This is a genomic window from Aeromonas molluscorum 848 (assembly GCF_000388115.1).
Classification (GTDB): domain Bacteria; phylum Pseudomonadota; class Gammaproteobacteria; order Enterobacterales; family Aeromonadaceae; genus Aeromonas; species Aeromonas molluscorum.
The window spans coordinates 1-19,266 of the sequence record NZ_AQGQ01000069.1; the positions used below are offsets into that span (position 1 = coordinate 1).

Annotated in this window: 18 protein-coding genes, 1 tRNA gene and 2 pseudogenes; 7 read left to right on the plus strand and 14 right to left on the minus strand. The window is 61.2% G+C overall.

Annotation, left to right across the window (positions count from 1 at the left end):
- The 4 genes and pseudogenes from G113_RS10920 to G113_RS21980 form a co-directional block, all read right to left on the minus strand.
- Positions 1-337 (minus strand): annotated as a pseudogene (locus G113_RS10920) (peptidase M3); the annotation flags it as partial.
- A 251-nt stretch (positions 338-588) separates the two neighbouring features.
- Positions 589-1,521, minus strand: coding sequence for a DUF808 domain-containing protein (locus G113_RS10925; protein WP_005901465.1), 933 nt, complete (start codon positions 1,519-1,521; stop codon positions 589-591).
- A gap of 1 nt (position 1,522) precedes the next feature.
- Entirely contained in the window at positions 1,523-1,663 is a 141-nt protein-coding gene (locus tag G113_RS21505) for a hypothetical protein (protein WP_005901466.1), read from the minus strand.
- A gap of 1 nt (position 1,664) precedes the next feature.
- Positions 1,665-1,787 (minus strand): hypothetical protein, encoded by a 123-nt coding sequence (locus G113_RS21980; RefSeq protein WP_269077636.1) that lies wholly within the window; start codon positions 1,785-1,787, stop codon positions 1,665-1,667.
- Positions 1,788-1,913: 126 nt separating this feature from the next.
- Here G113_RS21980 and G113_RS10930 point away from each other — a divergent pair, with 126 nt between their 5' ends.
- Entirely contained in the window at positions 1,914-2,504 is a 591-nt protein-coding gene (locus G113_RS10930; RefSeq protein WP_005901467.1) for a DUF924 family protein, read from the plus strand.
- A 73-nt stretch (positions 2,505-2,577) separates the two neighbouring features.
- Here the strand turns inward: G113_RS10930 and secF are convergent, their stop codons facing one another.
- The 9 genes and pseudogenes from secF to hinT form a co-directional block, all read right to left on the minus strand.
- Positions 2,578-3,489: a protein translocase subunit SecF gene (gene secF / locus G113_RS10935; protein ID WP_005901468.1), complete on the minus strand. Its 912-nt coding sequence runs from the start codon at positions 3,487-3,489 to the stop codon at positions 2,578-2,580.
- Between the two features lie 2 nt (positions 3,490-3,491).
- The gene (gene secD, locus G113_RS10940) at positions 3,492-5,303 is read right to left on the minus strand and encodes a protein translocase subunit SecD (RefSeq protein ID WP_005901469.1); all 1,812 of its coding nucleotides are present in this window, start codon (positions 5,301-5,303) and stop codon (positions 3,492-3,494) included.
- Positions 5,304-5,443: 140 nt separating this feature from the next.
- A complete protein-coding gene (locus G113_RS10945; RefSeq protein ID WP_005901471.1) occupies positions 5,444-5,842 on the minus strand; it encodes a hypothetical protein in 399 nt (132 codons plus the stop codon).
- A 151-nt stretch (positions 5,843-5,993) separates the two neighbouring features.
- Complete coding sequence (locus G113_RS10950) at positions 5,994-6,857, minus strand: DUF6279 family lipoprotein (protein ID WP_040319141.1); 864 nt, start codon at positions 6,855-6,857, stop codon at positions 5,994-5,996.
- Positions 6,858-6,860: 3 nt separating this feature from the next.
- Positions 6,861-7,706, minus strand: coding sequence for a phosphotransferase (locus G113_RS10955; RefSeq protein WP_005901475.1), 846 nt, complete (start codon positions 7,704-7,706; stop codon positions 6,861-6,863).
- Complete coding sequence (gene lpoB, locus G113_RS10960; RefSeq protein ID WP_005901478.1) at positions 7,696-8,292, minus strand: penicillin-binding protein activator LpoB; 597 nt, start codon at positions 8,290-8,292, stop codon at positions 7,696-7,698. Before lpoB ends, G113_RS10955 begins: the two co-directional genes overlap by 11 nt.
- Before the next feature lie 124 nt (positions 8,293-8,416).
- Positions 8,417-8,818, minus strand: a complete 402-nt coding sequence (locus tag G113_RS10965; protein WP_005901481.1) for a YcfL family protein — start codon at positions 8,816-8,818, stop codon at positions 8,417-8,419.
- A gap of 58 nt (positions 8,819-8,876) precedes the next feature.
- A pseudogene (locus tag G113_RS10970) lies at positions 8,877-10,249 on the minus strand (COG3014 family protein).
- A 26-nt stretch (positions 10,250-10,275) separates the two neighbouring features.
- Positions 10,276-10,626, minus strand: a complete 351-nt coding sequence (gene hinT, locus G113_RS10975; RefSeq protein ID WP_005901483.1) for a purine nucleoside phosphoramidase — start codon at positions 10,624-10,626, stop codon at positions 10,276-10,278.
- A gap of 261 nt (positions 10,627-10,887) precedes the next feature.
- Here hinT and G113_RS10980 point away from each other — a divergent pair, with 261 nt between their 5' ends.
- On the plus strand, positions 10,888-12,888 hold the full coding sequence (locus G113_RS10980) for a methyl-accepting chemotaxis protein (protein ID WP_005901485.1): 2,001 nt from the start codon (positions 10,888-10,890) through the stop codon (positions 12,886-12,888).
- 165 nt (positions 12,889-13,053) lie between these two features.
- Here G113_RS10980 and G113_RS10985 read toward each other — a convergent pair whose 3' ends face one another.
- Entirely contained in the window at positions 13,054-13,929 is an 876-nt protein-coding gene (locus G113_RS10985; protein ID WP_040319143.1) for a 6-carboxytetrahydropterin synthase, read from the minus strand.
- A 78-nt stretch (positions 13,930-14,007) separates the two neighbouring features.
- Here G113_RS10985 and G113_RS10990 point away from each other — a divergent pair, with 78 nt between their 5' ends.
- From G113_RS10990 to alr, 5 genes are all read left to right on the plus strand, one after another.
- A complete protein-coding gene (locus tag G113_RS10990; RefSeq protein WP_005901489.1) occupies positions 14,008-15,351 on the plus strand; it encodes a dihydroorotase in 1,344 nt (447 codons plus the stop codon).
- Positions 15,352-15,586: 235 nt separating this feature from the next.
- Positions 15,587-15,663 (plus strand) — tRNA-Pro (locus tag G113_RS10995).
- 201 nt (positions 15,664-15,864) lie between these two features.
- Entirely contained in the window at positions 15,865-16,338 is a 474-nt protein-coding gene (locus G113_RS11000) for a CC0125/CC1285 family lipoprotein (RefSeq protein WP_040319144.1), read from the plus strand.
- A gap of 186 nt (positions 16,339-16,524) precedes the next feature.
- The gene (locus G113_RS11005; RefSeq protein WP_051106590.1) at positions 16,525-17,796 is read left to right on the plus strand and encodes a dicarboxylate/amino acid:cation symporter; all 1,272 of its coding nucleotides are present in this window, start codon (positions 16,525-16,527) and stop codon (positions 17,794-17,796) included.
- Positions 17,797-18,091: 295 nt separating this feature from the next.
- A partial coding sequence (gene alr / locus G113_RS11010; RefSeq protein ID WP_005901495.1) for an alanine racemase occupies positions 18,092-19,266 on the plus strand: 1,175 nt, incomplete at its 3' end.

A 19,266-nucleotide genomic window follows, 5' to 3' on the forward strand; every position in this document is an offset into this window, starting at 1 on the left:
AGAACAGAGTCACGGGCTTGGTGACTTGTGCCAGGCGCGACGAGAGCCGGCTGCTGCGGGACAGCAAACGCTTGGCTGGCTCGTCGTGACCGTTGCGGCTGAGTCGGTTATAGCCATAGACGCCGCTATTGCGGGCGAGGTCAGTCAGCTCTCTCGTCTGGGCTCGAATGGTGCGCAGCAGCGCACGCAGGGCGGCAGGCTCATGACAATGGGCCAGCTCGGCTATCAGGCATTCCAGACGGTAGAGGGCGGGCTCGGCATCGGCAAATTGCTGATCCATGGCCGGGCAATCGGGGGCGGCGAAGATGTGATCATCACGCCAGATCATGCGGTTCATAAGGCTCCTTGGTTGTTTCTCTTTGTCTGCATCCATGACACACCTCTTCTAATGAGCGGCTGGTCAGCATGCTAAGAGAAGCCCAGCCCCCTGACCAGCCCCCATATATGAGTGCCACTTGTCACCAAGGAACGCCAGCAAACAGTGCGCCCCGACCAGCGGGGCGCACAGACAGCTTATTGATTAGGGGTTGCTGAGCATGAGGACGCGCAAGAGAAGCAAGCAGCAGTCCGCCTCTCTTTTGGACGGCGCTATTTGGCGGGCTTAAGTCGGCTCACCATGCTCATCAGAACGACCAGGACCAGACCGACCAGGACGCCTATCAAGGCATTGAGCAGTGTCGGTAGCAGGGCACCCAATATGCTGCCCAGGGTTGGCAGGGTCTGCACGCTCGCCGCCGCGCCCTCGACCAGGTGATGGACGAAGGGCCAGCCATGGACCAGGATGCCGCCACCGACCATGAACATGGCAATGGTGCCCACCAGCGCCAACAGGTGCATCAACTTGGGGGCCACCGCCAGCAAACCGCGCCCCACCCCCTGACGCAACAGACTGCCACCCGGTTTCTTCAACAGGTGCAAGCCGATGTCATCGAGCTTGACGATGAGGCCCACCAGGCCATAGACACCGACCGTCATCAGCACGGCGATGCCTGCCACCACGGCGATCTGCAACGCCAGGCTGGTGCCCTGCACTGTGCCAAGGGCAATGACGATGATTTCGGCAGAGAGGATGAAGTCAGTGCGAATGGCTCCCTGCACCTTCTGCTGCTCATAGGCGACCAGATCTTCGATATGAAGATCTGCTGCGGCGTCTCCTTGCGCATCCTCACCCGCCCCATCCCCATGGGGTAAAAACTTGTGCACCAGCTTCTCTGCGCCCTCGAAGCAGAGATAGGCTCCCCCCAGCATCAACAGCGGAGTTATGAGCCAGGGGATCAAGGCGCTGATGGCGATGGCGGCGGGCACCAGGATCAGCTTGTTGCGAAACGACCCCTTGGCCACGGCCCAGACCACGGGCAGCTCGCGCTCGGCGCGTACTCCGGAGACTTGCTCGGCATTGAGAGCCAGATCGTCCCCCAGCACGCCCGCGGTCTTCTTGGCGGCCACCTTGGTCATCAGGGCGACATCATCGAGTACGGTCGCAATATCATCTAACAAGGCCAACAGGCTGGTTCCGGCCATATCAGCAACTCCTCATGTCAGTGGCTACGTGGCCCTTGGGCTCACGGCAGCATTTCTTGGCCATCATCTTGCTCATCTGGGCGACATCATCGAGTACGGTCGCAATATCATCTAGCAAGGCCAACAGGCTGGTTCCGGCCATATCAGCGACTCCTCATGTCAGTGGCGGGATAAGCCGTCGGTGTACAGGCGCTGTTCTTCACCATCTCCTTGGTCATCTGTACCGCATCGTCGAGCCGTGCCAACAAACTGATCCCGGGCATCATGGAAGCTTCCTCATTTCGGACAAAAGATGGCACAGTGTAACGAGAAGCCGCCGATTCGGCAGCAATCCTGTGTCATTCAGGCCTTGTGTCAGTCTGATTCAAACAACCCCCTCCCAAGGAGTTTCCATGCAACCCTGGCAACCTCTGCTCGATTTCTGGTTTGGCGATGATAGCGATGATGCCAGTCGCGCCAAACGGCAAGCCCCGCTCTGGTGGGGTAAAAACAGCGATACCGATCTCCTGATCCGCCAGCGCTTCGGCGCCCTGGCCGAGGCCGCGAGCACAGGCATGCTGGCCCATTGGGCCGAGGTGCCCACCGGGCGGCTGGCGTTGATCCTGCTGCTGGATCAGTTGCCGCGCAATATAGCGCGCGGTTTGCCGGAGGCCTTTGCTCAGGATCCCAAAGCCCTGGCCCTCAGCCTGGAGGGCCTGTCGCTGGGGGCAGACAAGGCGCTCTCCCCCCTGGCACGGGTCTTCTTCTACCTGCCCCTTGAGCACTCGGAGCAACCTGAACATCAGGCTCGCAGCGTCGCCCTGTTCGACGCCCTGGCCGCCGAGCAGCCCGGCCCGACCTTCGCAGGCTACCTCGATTTTGCCCGCCGCCATCAGGTGATAGTGGACAGGTTCGGTCGCTTTCCCCATCGCAACGCCCTGCTGGGGCGCCCCAACACAGCCGAGGAGGCCACCTTTCTCAGCCAGCCGGGCTCGGGCTTCTGACAACGGCACTCCTCACCACAATTGAAAAACGGGCCAAGGGCCCGTTTTTAGTACTGGTTGCATTGCGCCTTGCTCAGGCCGCCTCGGGCAGCGCCTCTTTTTTCTGGTAAGCCGCAGGGCTAAGCCCCAGCAGCTCCTGCACGGTGGACGCCACCGTGATGGAGGAGAGGGTGCCGGTCATAATACCCGCGAACAGTGTGAAGGCGAAGCCGTGGAGGGCGTCGCCCCCAAACAGCAGCAGCGCCCCCACGGTAAAGAGCGTGGTGCCTGAGGTGATCATGGTGCGACTGAAGGTCGCCTTGATGGCAATATCGCTGCACTCATGCATCCCCAACCGGGTGCGGGAACTCAAAATGTCCCTCAATCTGTCCGAGATGACGATGCTGTCATTGAGGGAATAACCGATCACGGCCATGAGACCGGCGATCACGTTGAGATCGAACTCGATATGGAACAGGGCAAGCAGCCCCAGCGCCACCACAGCGTCATGCAGCACCGACAGCAAGATGCCGACCGCCTGGCGCCATTCGAAGCGAAACGCCAGATAGACGGAGATGGCGATAGAGGCCACCAGCACCGCCATCATCCCCTGCTGGAACAACTCGGCGCCCACCTGGGGGCCCACTATGGTGGTGCGCAGCAGTTCGACCGGCAGGCCAAGCTGGCTCGCCAGCCGATCGGCCAGCTCCTGGGCAGGCATGGTCAGCCCCTCGGGGGGGAGCTTGATCAGCCACTCACCGGGAACGCCGGCCGGTTGCAGACTCACCAGAGCGCGCAGAGGTTCCCCGAGCAGGGCATTGATCTCATGGGCATCCTTGAGAGTCTGGATCTTGAACTCCAGCAAGATGCCACCGGTGAAATCCAGTCCCAGTTGCAGGCCGTTGATGGCCAGCAGCCCTAGGCTGGCGAGGGTGAGCAGCACGGAGAGGCCCAGACCCAGATAGCGCCAGCGGGTCAGACTCATGGAAAAGAAACGATGGAACATGATTAAACCCTCTGCAGCCGTTGGCTGCTCTTGCCCCAGATGGGATTGATGATGGCGCGCGTGCCCCAGATGCCGGTGATCATGCTGGAAACCAGACCCAGGATCAGGGTGATGGAGAAGCCTTGCAGCGGACCGGAACCGATGGCGTAGAGCACCACGGCACTGATCAGGGTGGTGATGTTGGCATCGAAGATGGTGCTGAAGGCCGAGCGGTAACCAAAGTCGATGGCGCCAGCCAAACTGGCCCCCTCCCGTAACCTGTCCTTGACCCGTTCGAAGATGAGCACATGGGTATCGACCGCCATGCCCACCGTGAGCACCAGACCGGCGATGCCGGGCAGCGTCAGTACGGCGCCGGGCAATACCGCCAGCATGCCCACCTGCATCAGCAGGTTGGCGATGAGGGCCGAAATGGCGACCCAGCCAAACTTGCGATACCAGCACAGCATGAAGAGCATCATGCCGACCATGCCAAACACCAGGGCGCTAAAGCCCGCCTCTATGTTCTGCATCCCCAGCGTGGGGCCTATGCTGCGCTCCTCCAGGATCTTGAGCGGCGCGGTCAGGGCCCCGGCGCGCAGCAGCATGGCAAGCTCCTGAGCCTCCGGCATGCTGCCAAGCCCGGTGATGCGGAACTGGTTGCCGAGCGCCGTCTGTATGGTGGCCACGTTGATTACCTGACTGTGGGCCCGCAACTTGCCGCTGCTGGCCGTCTTGTACTCGGTGAACACGGTCGCCATGGGACTGCCCACATGCTGGCGACTGAACTGGCTCATCTTGCTGCCCCCCAGGGCATCGAGCACTATGCCGACCTGGGGCTGCCCCATCTCTCCCATGCTGGCGCGAGCATCGACGATGTGATCGCCGGTCAACACCGGCTTGCGATCCAGCCCGACGCTGCGTCCCTCCTTGTCGGTCATGACAAAGCGGCTGTCCGGCTTGGCCTGATAGAAAGCCAGGGAGGCCGTGGCGCCAATCACCTCCTTGGCCTGACGGGGGTTGTGTACCCCGGGCAGTTCGATGCGGATGCCATCCTGGCCCTGACGCTGTACCGAGGCCTCGACGATGCCGAGCTCGTTGATCCGCTTCTTGAGGATCGACAGATTCTGGGTAACGGCATTGTTGGCGAGCAGGGTCCGCTCGGCCTCACTCATCTTGAGAGTCAGCTGCTGCCCTGCCCGGGTCAGCGACCACTGCCCCTGGCGCACACCGGCACTCTCCTTGACGAGGCTGAGCCAGGGGGCCTGCTCTGCGCCTTCAGGCAGCACTATGCGCACCTCCCCCGTCGCTACCCGGCTCACATTGCCACCGCGCAAATGGGCTTCCCGCAGGCCGGTACGCAGGTTATCGACCAGATTCTTGGTCTGATTCTCCAGTACAAAATCGAGATCGACCCCGATCAGCAGCTGCGAGCCACCCCGCAGGTCCAACCCCAGCTTGATGGGGGTGGCGCCGAGCTGACTTATCCAGGTCGGCGCCTTGGCATGAAACTCCAGGGTCAGGGCGGCGCTGTCATGGCCCTGCTGTTCGAGCAGCTGCTTGGCTCTTTGTTGATCCGCCTGACTGGCAAACACCAGCTCCAGCTTGTCCGCCGAGGCAATGGACTGTTGCAACACTATGTCCTCGCTGGCCAACAGCTTGGCATCGGCGCTGCTCAGGCTCGACTGGCCGTGCAGGCCGAGGGAGGGCTGCTCACCGAAGAAGGTGGGCAGGGAATAGAAACCGAAGGTCAATAACATCAGCAGTAACAAGGCGTACTGCCAGGCGCTGGTGCGGTTGTGCAGCAGGCGCGGTTTTTTTCTCACACTGTTCATGGCAAGGATCCAGATCGAAACAGGCATGGCGATCGCCGCGATACTCGCAGCAGACGCAGAAAATCAGTCGAAATGGGGGCTGACGTCCAATGGACGAGCCCGTCGGTCAGCGAGGGCAACTGCCCTGACGTGACCGAAGATCAGCCGTGAACGGCGCTCTGGGAGAAGCGGTATTGCAGGTGTCGGCGGGAGAGCCAGCGGCGATGTATGCCCCTGAACTTGTCTCTGAAGCTGTGTTTTTGATAGAGCAACGGGAGGCAGAGCAACAGCCCCCCCAGCAGTAGCTGGGAGACGACTGCGGACCAATCCTTGATGAGCTGATAGTCGCGATCTTGCCTGTCGCCATTGTTGCGCAGGGAGTGTTCCAGTCGCTGAAGGTGACTCTGGTGGGTCCCGATAAACTTGACGGCCCCCTCCTCGGGCGCACTCACGCCATGGAAGACGCTCTGCGAGAGGGAGTGACTCTGGGGAGCGCCCACGGCATGTCCATCCACTCGAAGAGCAGAAAACAGCAGCATGAAGGCGATGAGCAGGCTCATCACTATCCATTTCACTGTGTTTGGACGATGGGACGACATAAGGCTCCGAAAAAAGTGTGAGCTGGCGCCCACTGCTGGCAAGCTATCACAGGGGCCCGCCAACGGCAAGGGGGACAAGTTCAGGCCCCTTGCCTACGCATCACAAACCAGGCTACTGACCCCGGGTCATCTTCTCAAAGTCGCCTACATAGCCTTTGAGCAAGCTGTAGAGGTGGGCCCGCTGCTTGATGTCGAGGGACTGGCTCAGCTCGCTCAACCAGTTGACGGTGCGTTGGCGCGACTGTTCGGTGTAGCCGGTGAAGCGGCCATCCATCAGGCCATCTCCCTGGGCCAGCAGCTTGGTGAGCCGCTGCTCGAAGTCGGGGCTGGCACGCTCCCTGAGCAGCTGATCCAGCTCGCCGATCCAGACCCTTTGGTACTCTATCCAGGGAGGCATCATCTCGTATTGCCACTCGACCCAACATGCCACCAGGGGCGCCTGGGCCGGCTTGACCTCTCCGATCCAGAACACCAGTCGCTTGTTCATCTTCTCGGTCGACTCGCGCAGCACCTTCTCTTTGGGATCCTTGGCAAAATCGTCCTCTCGCTCCTGTTGCCGCGCCAGCCGGTCTCTCATGAAGGTGTTGACCTGGGCATCGGTCAGGGTGCGAGCCAGCCGCACCGCCCGCGGTATGGTGTTTGCCAGGGTACGGGTCAGGCTCTGCTGGGTGGCCGCCAGATGTCGGGAGACCTGCGCGGGCGTCATGGGGCTTGCCACCGCCTTGGCCAGGGCGTCGAGATCCTTGGCATAGCGCGGCAGCTCTTGCTGGCGATGCCAGCTCATCAGCCCCTTCACCTCGTTATCAAGCAGCTTCTTCTGGCTACTGCTCAGGGAGAAATAGTCGTCGAGCTGCCAGACGATAGCCACATCGAGCCAGTAGTAGATGACCCGGGTCGAGCAACCGACCAGCAGCAGGCAGGCCAGCCCCGCCAGCCAGAGTCGTGTTTTCTTGCGCCAAGGGTGTGTCATCAAGATGGGTTACTCCAATCGTTGCCGATGATGGGCGACCAGGTCCGCATAGGCCGCATCGGGTGTCTGTTCGGCCATAAGCTGCGCCCACAACAGGGCGATGTAATCGACCCAGGGCAGGAAGGCCGCCCCCTGAAAATCCAGGGGACCTGACGCCCGGCCCTGGCCAAGCCGTTCAATTTCTTCAAGATAGCAGGCTTCAAGCGCTGCCATCTCCTCCAGACCCCAACCATGAGTGCGCACTATGCTGGCCAGCTCGAAACCGGGGTGACCGGCGGCGCCATATTCCCAGTCGATGACCCAGGGTTGTTCCCCCAACAAGTTAGCCGGATTGAGATCGTGATGGCAAGGGAGCCAACAGCCGTCCGGCTCCCGACTGGCGAGCAGGGGCGCCTCCAGCTTGTCGAGCCAGCCAGGGGGAGCCTTGAGCCTCTCGCGATAGCCCCGGGCATGGGCGCGCACCGCCATCCTGACTGTCGGCAGCGGCAGTTGATGAAGCCGAGCCAGCAGCCGAGCCAGGGCGGGCAATGCCAGGCTTGGCGGGAGGGGGGCCTGCGCCCAGCTCGGCGCCTCGCACCAGTCGAGCAGCAGTATGCCCCGTTCGGGATCCCCATAATGGCAAGGCAGCGCGAGTCCGGCGGCCATGGCGCCCCGATAGAGCTGCCACTCGGTCGCCCTGTCGATGCCAAGTCGTGCAGGTTCTGGATGACCTTGCCTCAAAAAGTAACTGCGCCCCGAGGGGAGACGCAGTCGATAGTTGCAATTGGTCAGCCCTAGCCCCAGTGGCTCGAGCCGCCCTCCCCGCCAGGGAGTGGGCAGGCTCGCCAACAGGCGCTGCTGTTCATCACCAGCCAAAGGTCGATGTCTTCGCCTGTTTGCGGATCTCTTTCTGATCGGCCCACTGCAGCTCGCCGCTCTCCAGATCCATCAGGTTCATGGTCATCTGGTAGTAGACATCCTTCACCTTGCCGTTGTCCTTGACGATGCTGCTGAGGTTGCCATAGACCATGTAGCGGGCGCCGGTCTGCTTGCCCAGCCGTACCATGGCGGCGGGATCCACCATGCCGCTGCTCTGCTGATATTCGAGCTGCTGCTTGACCGCGGTCACCTTGCTCATGTCAACGAAACGGAACTTGCCCGAGCGCAGCAACTTGGTGCGCATGGTGTCGGTGATGGCCTCGGTGTCGATATGCTCCGAGGTCTTGTTGCGGATGGAATCCATGAACATCACCGGACGACCGCCTGCGGTGATCTCACTGGTGGCCGGCGAGCTCAGCATGGAGTCCGCCATCTTGTCGGCGATGGCCTGCAGATCGCTCGAGCCATAATCCACCGTGACCGTCTCTGTGGCCGTGGCATCGCCGTAGCTGACCGTGGTGCTGGAACAGCCGCCCAGCAGCAGGCCAGCGGCCAGGATACGCAAGGCATGATTCATCTTCATCGATTCGTTTCCTCAATCACTAAGTACATGCAAGGTGCCTGCACGCTTGAATCACTAAGTACATGCAAGGTGCCTGCACGCTTGGGCCGACACCTGAGCCACCGCCGACCGACGGCGGGGCTCGTCAGTTCGATTCTTCAATCACTTCACGGACGGAGAGCCGATAACCCTTCACATCCATGGTCGGCGCCAGGGCCGACAGAGTACGCGTCTGCTGACCATGGAGCATGAGCGGCGTCCAGCCGCGCCCGTCAGACGCCACCTCCTGGCCGCTGGCATCATACCAGTAGAACAGGTATTGCAGATGGTTGTCGCCACTGCGCTGATTGGTCAGCTCCACATTGATCTGCATCAGGCCATTTTGCTGGCGCCTGGTCAGCTCGCGCAGGGCCAGATCCAGGCTGCTGTTGTCCACTTGCACCTTGGCCACGCCACCACTTGGCGCCGACAGGGCAACACCGCTGGTGTTGGTGGCACACGCCGACAGCAGCAGGGCGAGGCCGCAAGCCAGAACGATTCGTTTCATCTTCTACTCCTCACATGAATACCTCATCGACCGCCAGAAAACCGGCCGAGTCGGTGCTTTAGAGCGTCATCACTCGCGTATTGAGATTGGCACCGAGCCGGTTGACCCACACCAGGGTGGTGTGGCCGGCGCGCACCTCGATGGGCAAGGTCTTGCTCACGCTGCCCGCTCCCAGATCCAGGCTCTGCCGACCCGCAGGCAGGCTGGTTTCCCAACCAGAGGCCTGGGCTGGCAGGGTCAACCAGCTGCGGGTATCGGCCCGCTCAGACAAGGTGTTGAAGATGCCGACCAGCAGATTGCCCACATCGCCCCCCTCCTTGGCAGCGCTGCGGCGCAGCTGCTCCTTGGCGGCCAGACGCAGCGCCTGACGGCTCAACATGGCGGGCAGCCGCTCCTGCAGATCCTTGGCGGCCAGGGCCTCGAGTCGTACCAGGGGCACCGTGCTGCCCCGGTGATTGCCCACGCCGACCTTGAGGGGCCCCACCTCGGCGCCGCGATTATCGTAGTAGGGAATGGCGACCGTAAAGGTGCGAAAATCCCCGCTTGAGGTAAAAAGTGGCAGCGGCAGAAAGAGTTCGCGCCGAGCCGGGATCAAGCCATCCTCGAACAGCACGACCACCCGGCCTCCCCCCGCTCCAGGGGAGGTGCCTTGCGGCCGACACGCTGCTCGGTGGCCGCCAGCTCCTGAGGTGAGCCGCGCAGCCGTGCCAGACGCAGCATGGCTTCCTGCAAAGCGGGGTTGTCCGGGGCAATCTCCAGGCCGCGGCCATAATCGACCCAGGCATCGTTGAGATCCCCGCTCGCCTCATAGAGCACCCCGGACAGATAGAAGGTGTAGGCATTCTGGAAGCCATTCTTGACCTGGCCTGTGAGACGGTCGAGATCCGGCGCCCGCGACAGCGCCTGACGCGCATTGGCCTCTTGCTTCGCCTTGGCGACCTCAGCACCCCGCTCGCGCAGCGCCCGCTCCTGCACCTGATTGGCGCGGCGCACCTCAACCAATGCCCCCTCCAGATCCCCGCGCTGCAAATAATCCAGCGCCAGATAGTGGTGCAGCATGGTGCGTTCATAATCCGGCGTCTGATAGCCCAGAGTCTGATCGTTGGTCAGCAGGCTGCCAGCCTGGGCCAGTCCCTGACTCACCCGAAAGCGTGCCTGCTCATCTTCGGCCTGGAGGGCCAGGTCCGCCGCCTCCCAGGCCTTGCGGCTTTGCGGCTCCTGATTGGCGAGCAACGCGATGCGTCCCAGCTCCAGCCGACTGAGCACATAGCCGTCATCGCCGGGCTCCAGTTCACGCACCTCCTCGATGGCATCGAGTGCCTTGCCTTGCAGCAAAGCGTTGCGTACTGGGGTCATCTGTACCGAGTAGGAGACGAACAGGTCTTGCCAGCTGGCGCAGCCACCCAGCCCCAAGACGGCGCAGAGCAGCATGGGCCGCAGCCCGGTTAACCCCATCCTCACAGCGTGAGCAAGGGGCCCAGGGGCTGGCCGCCGACCAGATGCATGTGGATGTGGTACACCTCCTGCCCACCATGGCGGTTGCAGTTCATGATCAGGCGATAGCCATCCTCGGCAATGCCCGCATCAAAGGCCAGCTTGCGGGCCACGGTGAACATGCGACCAAGGGCCAGCTCGTGCTCGGCCTCGACGTCATTTACCGTCGGGATCAGCACATTGGGGATGATGAGGATATGGGTCGGTGCCTTGGGGAAGATGTCGCGAAAAGCGGTGACCAGATCGTCCTGATAGAGGATCTCTGCCGGGATCTCCTTGCGGATGATTTTGCTGAAAATGGTTTCATCGGCCATGGATAACTCCTTGCGTTAAAAAGAAAAATTTAGAATGAGACTCCAAGGAACCCCTTTCATCTCACCAGGCTTCGCCAAGTGTGACACAGGGCGATTTTTGCGACAGCCATTGTCACAAAGCCTTCAGTTATTGTTAAAAATACCGATAGCGAGAACAGTAAGGATCCCCCCTCTCCATCACGAAGTCCGTAGGGTAACAAAAGGACGGGGGATTCAGGCAAGGGACTTTTGCATCACAGCGGGACAATAATGAAACTAAGTATGTCTGACCTCTCCATTTTGCAGCGGGTCTATCTCGGGTTTGCCATCCTGGTAGCCGTGATGATAGCCAGTTCTGCCTTCACCTTTCACAGCCAGCGGGCTCTCGGCCAGGCTCTGCATCAGGTCACCCAGCAATCCATGCCCTTGGTGCAGGCCAGCAGCCAGACCCAGATCAGCCTGCTCAGCGCCAACAAACGGCTCAACGATGTGCTGACCGAGCAGGATGCCAAGGCGCTACCCGAGGAGATAAGCGCCCTGGACGCCGCCCAGACCGAAGTCGAAGGGCGCCTCCAGGCCCTGGTCGGCCAGGCCGGTGAAGAGCCTCAGCTGCAAGCGCCACTGCGCGCCCTCAAGGAGCAGGTCGCCAGCTATCAGGCGTTGACCCAGACCCTGCCCGCCGAACACCAGGCTCTGCTCAGCCAGTTGCACAAGGTCAATCAGGCCAAGGGGCAGTTCCAGGTCACCCTGCCCCAGTTCAAGAAGAACTTGAACGACATGATGGCGGGGCAAGAGGACAGCTTCATCAAGATGCTCTCCGAGAAGCTGACGACCCAGCTCTCCACCATAGAACTCTCCACCATGGATGCCCTCAACCAGTCCATGACGGGCCCCATCGAATCGGCGCTCAAGCGTAACAAGATGCAGATCGGCGGCTTCAACGCCACCATCGCGGATCTGGAAAAAGAGCTGCCCAGCTTCGACAATGACGTCGGTCACAACGTGCGCGCTTTCGTGCGTGACACCACCGCCGGCGACGGTTTGCTCGGCCAGTATCAGGCCCTGATGAAGCAGCAAGCCACCCTGCAGGAGAAGAGCAAGCAGGCCAGCCAGCTCATCATCGCCATCCAGGAACAGCTCGAGGCCATCACCGCCCAGAGCCAGCAGCTGATGAATGCCAGCATTGCCGCATCAGAACAGGTACAGCAGCGCAGCACCCTCTCTCAGGGGGTCAGCATAGTGCTCGCCATCCTGGTCGCCATCCTGGTCGCCCTCACCCTGGGTCGGGCCATCCGCCGCCCGCTCAAGGAGCTGCTGCGGGTGTTGACCCAGGTCACCCAGGGGGATATGACCTTGCGTATCGGCTTCAAGAGCCGCAACGAATTCGGCCAGCTCGGCACCCAGGTCAACCTGCTGATAGCCCAGATGAGCGAGGTCCTCACCCAGCTCTCCCAGGCCTCTGCCCAGCTCAATGACGCCGCCCACGGCAACCGCCACACCACAGAGTCGGTGCGCGCGGATCTGGAGACCCAGCGCCAGGAGACCGCCTCGGTCGCCGCCGCCATGACCGAGATGGAGGCCTCGGTACGGGAGGTCGCCCAGGCGGCCAACCAGACCCTGGAGCGGGTGATCGATGTGGAGAAAGCCTCAGAGACCGGGCGCCAGGTGATGGCGGGCAATATCAGCACTACCCACCAGCTGGCGGGCAAGTTGCAGCAGACGGGTGCGGTCATCGCCGACGTCAGCACCATGAGCGGCCAGATTGGCAACATACTCGATGTCATTCGCGGCATCGCCGATCAGACCAATCTGCTGGCGCTCAATGCCGCCATCGAGGCGGCCCGAGCCGGTGAGCAGGGCCGTGGCTTCGCCGTGGTGGCCGACGAGGTGCGCAGCCTGGCAGGGCGCACCTCCCAATCCACCAGCGAGATCCAGACCATGATAGAGAACCTGCAGCAAGGGGTCGCCAAGGCGGTGACTGTCATGCAGGAGTGCTCCAATGAGATGGACAGTTGCATGAGTCAGAGCTCCCAGGCCAACACCGCAATGGAGGAGGTGCAGGGCATAGTGGTGCTCATCAGCGACATGTCGAGCCAGATAGCCTCGGCCGCCGAGCAGCAGCAGGCCACCAGCGCCGACATCGCCACCAATCTCAACCGCATCTCGGACATCTCGGATCTCAACTATCAGGGCATCGCCCGGGTGGCCGAGACCAGTCAGCAGCTCGATGCCCTGGCCGAACAGCAGGAGAGCCTGGTCAAGCGCTTCCGACTCAGCGCCTGAGACCTGGGCCTTGCTATTGAATTGAAGATGGATGAAGGGCCCCTTGGCCCCTCATCCATTGGCATTCCCCGCTGTCGAAGCGGGAAGGCAACATGGAAAAGGGAGCCCCTGGGGCTCCCTTTTTGTTGTCTCACCCCTGATGGCAAGCCTGTTGCCCTGTGGGTATCAGGCGTAGGCGATGGCGCCCTTGCCCACCCCTTCATAGGCCACGACTTTCACCAACTTGTCACCCAGCTGCCGTTTCACTTCACGGGCAATATAGTGGGCGAGCAGCTCTATGGTGGTGTCGGTGTCTATCATCTCCACCTCGGCCTTGACCATGGCGAGCTGGAACAGCCCCTGAGGGGCCGTGTACTTGAAGCCGATGTGCCGCCCGCCAAGCAGTGGCGCGGCGACGGCGCTCAGGGCAAGCTCGGCCAGGGGAACTTCGTCCTCGGCGGTGCCGAGATAGATATCGGCCCAACGCTCGGCCCAGTTTTGCTCCAGCTCTTCATCACGCACCCCTTCCACCTCTATCTCGATGGGAGAACGGTGGCCATGGGCGATGCGTTGGCAATTACCATCATGCTTCTTGAGCCCATGGCTGTAGTGATAGAAGGCGCCAGCAATGGCTTCGTGGCGCAGGGTCAGCGACAGATCCCGAATATTGTCCGGCAGCTCCTTGGCCAGCACAGCCAGCAGATAGCGGGTGACCGACTCCTTGTCGACCTGAGCTGCGGGAATAAACGCAAAGGCCTCCTCCGGACAGCGCAGGTGGATGGAGCGATCCGGGCGCAGCAAGTCGACGCACTGCTCTCCCTCGGCCAGACTCTCGATGCGCACCAGGGCGCTCTCTGTCGGGACCAGCAGCTTGTGGTCCACTTCGCGGTCGATGATCGCCTTGATAAGCTTCTTCACCCGGCCAAAATCGAGCAGCATGCTCATCTCGTTGAGCTCGCCACCGAGCTCCACGTCCACCAGCCAGCTCTCACCCACCATGCCACGGCGTTCACACAGGTAGCTGGAGTCGATAACGGTCAAATCTCTTACAAATAACTTCATTACTCAGGCCTTGCTACAGAGTAGGGACAGATTGCGCTATTATGACCCGCGCTCACCGACAAAGGAACTGGACCCGCCATGAACACATTGCTTATCAAGAACGCAACCCTGGTCAACGAAGGGCGCATCTACGCCTCCGATGTGCTGATCGAGGGCGAGCGTATCAAAAAAATCGCCCCCCAGATCGATGCCCCGGACGCCATGGTGATCGATGCGGCAGGCCGCCATCTGATCCCCGGCATGATTGACGATCAGGTGCATTTTCGTGAGCCGGGTCTTACCCACAAAGGCACCATAGCGAGCGAGTCCCGCGCCGCCGTGGCCGGTGGCACCACCAGCTTCATGGAGATGCCCAACGTCAACCCCCAGACCACCACCATAGAGGCGCTGGAGGCAAAGTACGACATCGCCGCCAAAGGCTCGGCCGCCAACTACAGCTTCTATCTGGGCGCCACCAACGACAACCTGGAAGAGATCAAGAAGCTCGATCCCAAGCAGTCCTGCGGCATCAAAATCTTCATGGGTGCCTCCACCGGCAACATGCTGGTCGACAATCAGGAGACCCTGGCGGCCATCTTCCGGGAGAGCCCGGTGATGATAGTGACCCACTGCGAGGATACTCCCTCCATCAAGGTGCTCGAAGATGAGGCCCGCGCCAAATGGGGCGAGGATGTGCCTATGCGCGAGCACGGTCGCATTCGCAGCGCCGATGCCTGCTACAAGTCATCCAGCATGGCGGTTGGCCTGGCCAAGAAATACGGCGCCAAGCTGCACGTGCTGCATTTGACCACCGCCAAGGAGCTCTCCTTGTTCACCGCCAGCCCGGATCTGAAGGATCTCAAGGACAAGAACATCACCGCCGAGGTGTGCGTTCATCATCTGTTCTTCAACGAAGCGGACTACGACACCCTGGGCAGCCAGATCAAGTGCAACCCGGCGGTGAAGAGTGCGGCCGACCAGCACGCCCTGCTCGATGCGGTACGCAACGACGTGCTCGACATCATCGCCACCGACCACGCCCCCCACACCTGGGAAGAGAAGCAGAACAGCTACTTCAAAGCGCCGTCCGGCATCCCCCTGGTGCAGCACTCCATGCAGGCCCTGCTCGAGCTCTACCACAACGGCGTCTTCAGCCTGGAGACCATCGTCAAGAAAACCTCCCACGCGGTGGCCGAGCGCTTCCAGGTGCAGGATCGCGGCTACATCCGCGAGGGCTACTTCGCAGATCTGGTGCTGCTGGATCTGGGCAAGCCCTATGTGGTCAATGACGACAATCTGCTCTATCTGTGCGGCTGGTCACCCTTCAACGGCTATCGCTTCCAGAGCAGCATAGAGATGACCCTGGTCAACGGTCAGATTGCCTGGCAGAACGGTCAGGTCACCGACCAGGTATTGGGCAAACGGCTGACCTTTAACCGCTGACAGTGAGGGAAGCGATAGCCATTCAAAGGCTGTCGCTCCCAACCCCTTGGCATGAAGATGAAAGACCGATTACCCGGCGAAACAATCAGTTCACCGGCTTGTCATTAGGCAAATGGCTGACCTTTAACCGCTAATTGCGCGCAAAGCAGGCGAACGCGTCAAAGTCGCGGTTTGCAGGTTGACAGGGCTGAGCCATCTCCATAAACTCAGCCCCCGTCAGCCAAGCTGACGCAGTCGGCGTGTAGCGCAGCCAGGTAGCGCACTGTCATGGGGTGTCAGGGGTCGGAGGTTCGAATCCTCTCACGCCGACCATCATTCCCCGAGAAAAGGCCCAATCAGCAGATTGGGCCTTTTCTTTATCCACCTTCTCTCCCCCGCCGGTTACCCTTCATGCTGACTGATGTCGCGCCTTCCCATCCCGTCAGCCTTCCCCTGGCCTCAAATCCGTTGGAGGATTGCCCAAAACCGGCCTCTGTGTTTTGATCGGTCATCGCCTCCGCTCCGGGTTATCTCATGCCATCTTGTCGCCTTTCGCCAACCTGCATCCTGCTTTGCTACTCCCTGTTGCTGGGCGGCTGCGCGACGCCCTATGACAGCGTGAAATCGATGTGGAATAACCAGACCGGCTTCTCCCAGACCCAGCTCGGCCCGGATCGCTGGCAGATAGAGTTTGTCGGTAACGATCTGGTCGATCGGGAGACGGCGCGCAAATACGTGCTCAAACGGGCCGGTGAGCTGGCCCACGCCTTGGGCTACGAGTGGATAGAGGTACTGAGTCTGGAGATTGCCCGGGATGCCGTGCGCGCAACCCCTCGTCGCCCCCAGTTTGGCTTCGATGAGTACGAACCTGATACCTTCATGGAACAGTTGCATGTGGAGCACCGCATCTCTGCCCTGCTTAACCTGCGCATGAGCCACCAGGCTAAGGGCGATGCCAGCCTGTCAGCCGAATATCTCGAAAAAATGCCACTTATTCAGGACAAATAACCAACATCTGATAAATAGCACATTCAATACACCTAAGACCAGTGTGAAAAGTGTGACTTGACGCTGGTGTTAGTGCTCGCCTTTGGGCATGCTGCAAACGTGATCGTCCTCCTCTGGCGATCTGGCACGGCTGTCGTGGCACTCGCCACCCCATACCGACTCCTTGCGTTGCCCGGACCTCTCCCCATGAAAATGAACAAGCTGACCCTCGCTATCTTGATTGCCATGCTGCTTGGCATCGCCACCGGCCAGGGTTATCGACTCTTTGCCCCGAGCGAAGCTCCCGCCTTCGCAGACAACGTGACCCTGCTCACCGACATCTTCTTGCGACTCATCAAGATGATCATCGCCCCTCTGGTGTTCACCACCCTGGTGGTCGGCATCGCCAAGATGGGGGATACCCGCACCGTTGGCCGGATCGGAGCCAAGACCTTGGGGTGGTTTATGTTCGCCTCCCTGATGTCCCTCTCCCTGGGACTGCTGATGGTGACCATGATGCAGCCGGGTAGTGGCCTCTCCCTGCCTCTTCCCCCCGAGTCCGCCAGCAGCGGTATCAGCGCCGCCAGTCTGAGCCTGCGCGATTTTATCGCTCACGCCATCCCTAAAAGCCTGGTCGAGGCCATGGCCAACAACGAGATACTGCAAATCGTGGTCTTCTCCCTCTTCTTCGGACTGGCTGCCGCCGCGCTCGGCGATGCCGCCAAGCCCGTGGTCAGGCTGCTGGCAAGCGCCGCCGAGATCATGCTCAAGGTGACGGGTTATGTGATGAACTTCGCCCCCTTTGCCGTGTTCGCCGCCATCTCGGCCATGGTCGCCAAGGAGGGACTGGGCATTCTGGCCACCTACGGCAGCTTCATGGCCCAGTTCTATCTGGCCCTCGCCTGCCTCTGGCTGCTGCTCATCGCCATGGGGAGCCTCTTTCTGCGCCAGCGCACCCCTCGCCTGCTCGCGCTCATCCGTGAACCCGTGCTGCTCGCCTTCTCGACCGCCAGCTCGGAGGCGGCCTACCCCAAGACGTTGCAACGCCTGGAACGGTTTGGCTGCGCCAAGCGCATCGCCAGCTTCGTGCTGCCCATGGGTTACTCCTTCAACCTGGATGGCTCCATGATGTACTGCACCTTTGCGGTCATGTTCATCGCCCAGGCCTATGGCATAGAGCTCTCCTTCGCCCAGCAGGTGACTATGTTATTGCTGCTCATGGTCACCTCCAAGGGAATGGCCGGGGTGCCACGGGCCTCCCTGGTGGTGATTGCCGCCACCCTCAATCAGTTTCATATCCCGGAGGCGGGTGTCTTGCTGCTGCTCGGCATCGACCATTTCCTCGACATGGGCCGCTCCGCCACCAATGTGCTCGGCAACGCCATCGCCGCCTGCGTAGTGGCCAAGACGGAAAATTGTCTGGCAGAGGAGAGCCGGGAACCCGCTTCTGCCTCGAGCGAGGCTCGCCAGCCCGCTTGATGGGTTTAAAGTCTTGTGAACCGTTCAACGCCAAGTCGTGCCCCCTCTCCATCCGAGCGGGGGCACTGCTGCTATTTCCGCCCTGCTTTACCCCGCCTGCCGGTTGCCACCATCGCGAAACTGTGACCTAAAGACGTGCCACAAAGAGCACCATACGGTACACTCCCATCCGGGTCCAGATGCCCATTAATCATATAAAAATCAATAATAAGGCCTTGGTGTGCAGCCAAGGCACAACGCGGGCGTTGGCCCCTCAAGGCGCGCTCGCCTCTCCCTCAACAAAACAGGACATCCCATGAACAAGAAAACCCTGCTCGCGACCCTGATCTTCGGTCTGATGGCTGGCCAGGCCGTTGCCGCCCCCTACTTGCCCCAGGCCAACGATCAACGCAATGGCCAGGAATATGCCGCCGCCAATGCCTGGCTGGAAGTGGATCTTGCCGCCTTCGAGCAGAACCTGCAGACCCTCAAGACCCGCCTTGGCGACAAGGGCCCGCAGATCTGCGCCATCATGAAGGCGGATGCCTATGGTCACGGCATCGATCTGCTGGTGCCCTCTGTGGTCGCCGCCGGCATTCCCTGCATTGGCATCGCCAGCAACGAAGAGGCCAGGGTTGCACGGGACAAGGGCTTCACCGGTCGTCTGATGCGAGTACGCGCCGCGACTCCGGCCGAGGTTGAGCAGGCGGTGCCTTACAAGCTCGAAGAGCTGGTCGGCGGCCTGGAGAACGCGACCCTCATCAGCGAGATAGCCCAGCGCCACCAGACCCAGATCCCGGTACACATAGGCCTCAACTCCGCCGGCATGAGCCGTAACGGCCTGGACCTGCGCGCCCAGGATGCCAAAGGGGAGGCCCTGGCCATACTTGGCCTCAAGGGGATCACCCCGGTCGGCATCATGACCCACTTCCCGGTGGAGGAGAAAGAGGACGTCAAGCTGGGTCTGGCCCAGTTCAAGCTCGACTCCCAATGGCTGATCGAGGCGGGCAAGCTGGATCGCAGCAAGCTGATCCTGCACTGTGCCAACTCCTTCGCGACCCTGGAAGTACCCGAAGCGCATCTGGACATGGTTCGCCCGGGCGGCCTCATCTATGGCGACTCCATCCCCTCCTACACCGAATACAAGCGGGTCATGGCGTTCAAGAGCCAGGTAGCGGCAGTCAGTCACTTCCCGGCGGGCAACACGGTCGGTTACGATCGCACCTTCACCCTCAAGCGGGATTCCGTGCTGGCCAACCTGCCGATGGGCTACTCGGATGGCTATCGCCGCGCCATGAGCAACAAGGCCTCTGTGCTCATCAACGGCCAGAAGGCCCCGGTGGTAGGCAAGACCTCCATGAACACCGTCATGGTCGATGTGACCGACATCAAGGGCGTCAAGCCCGGTGACGAGGTGGTGATGTTTGGCCGTCAGGGAGATAACGAGATCAAACAGGCGGATCTGGAAGAGTACAATGGCACCCTGCTGGC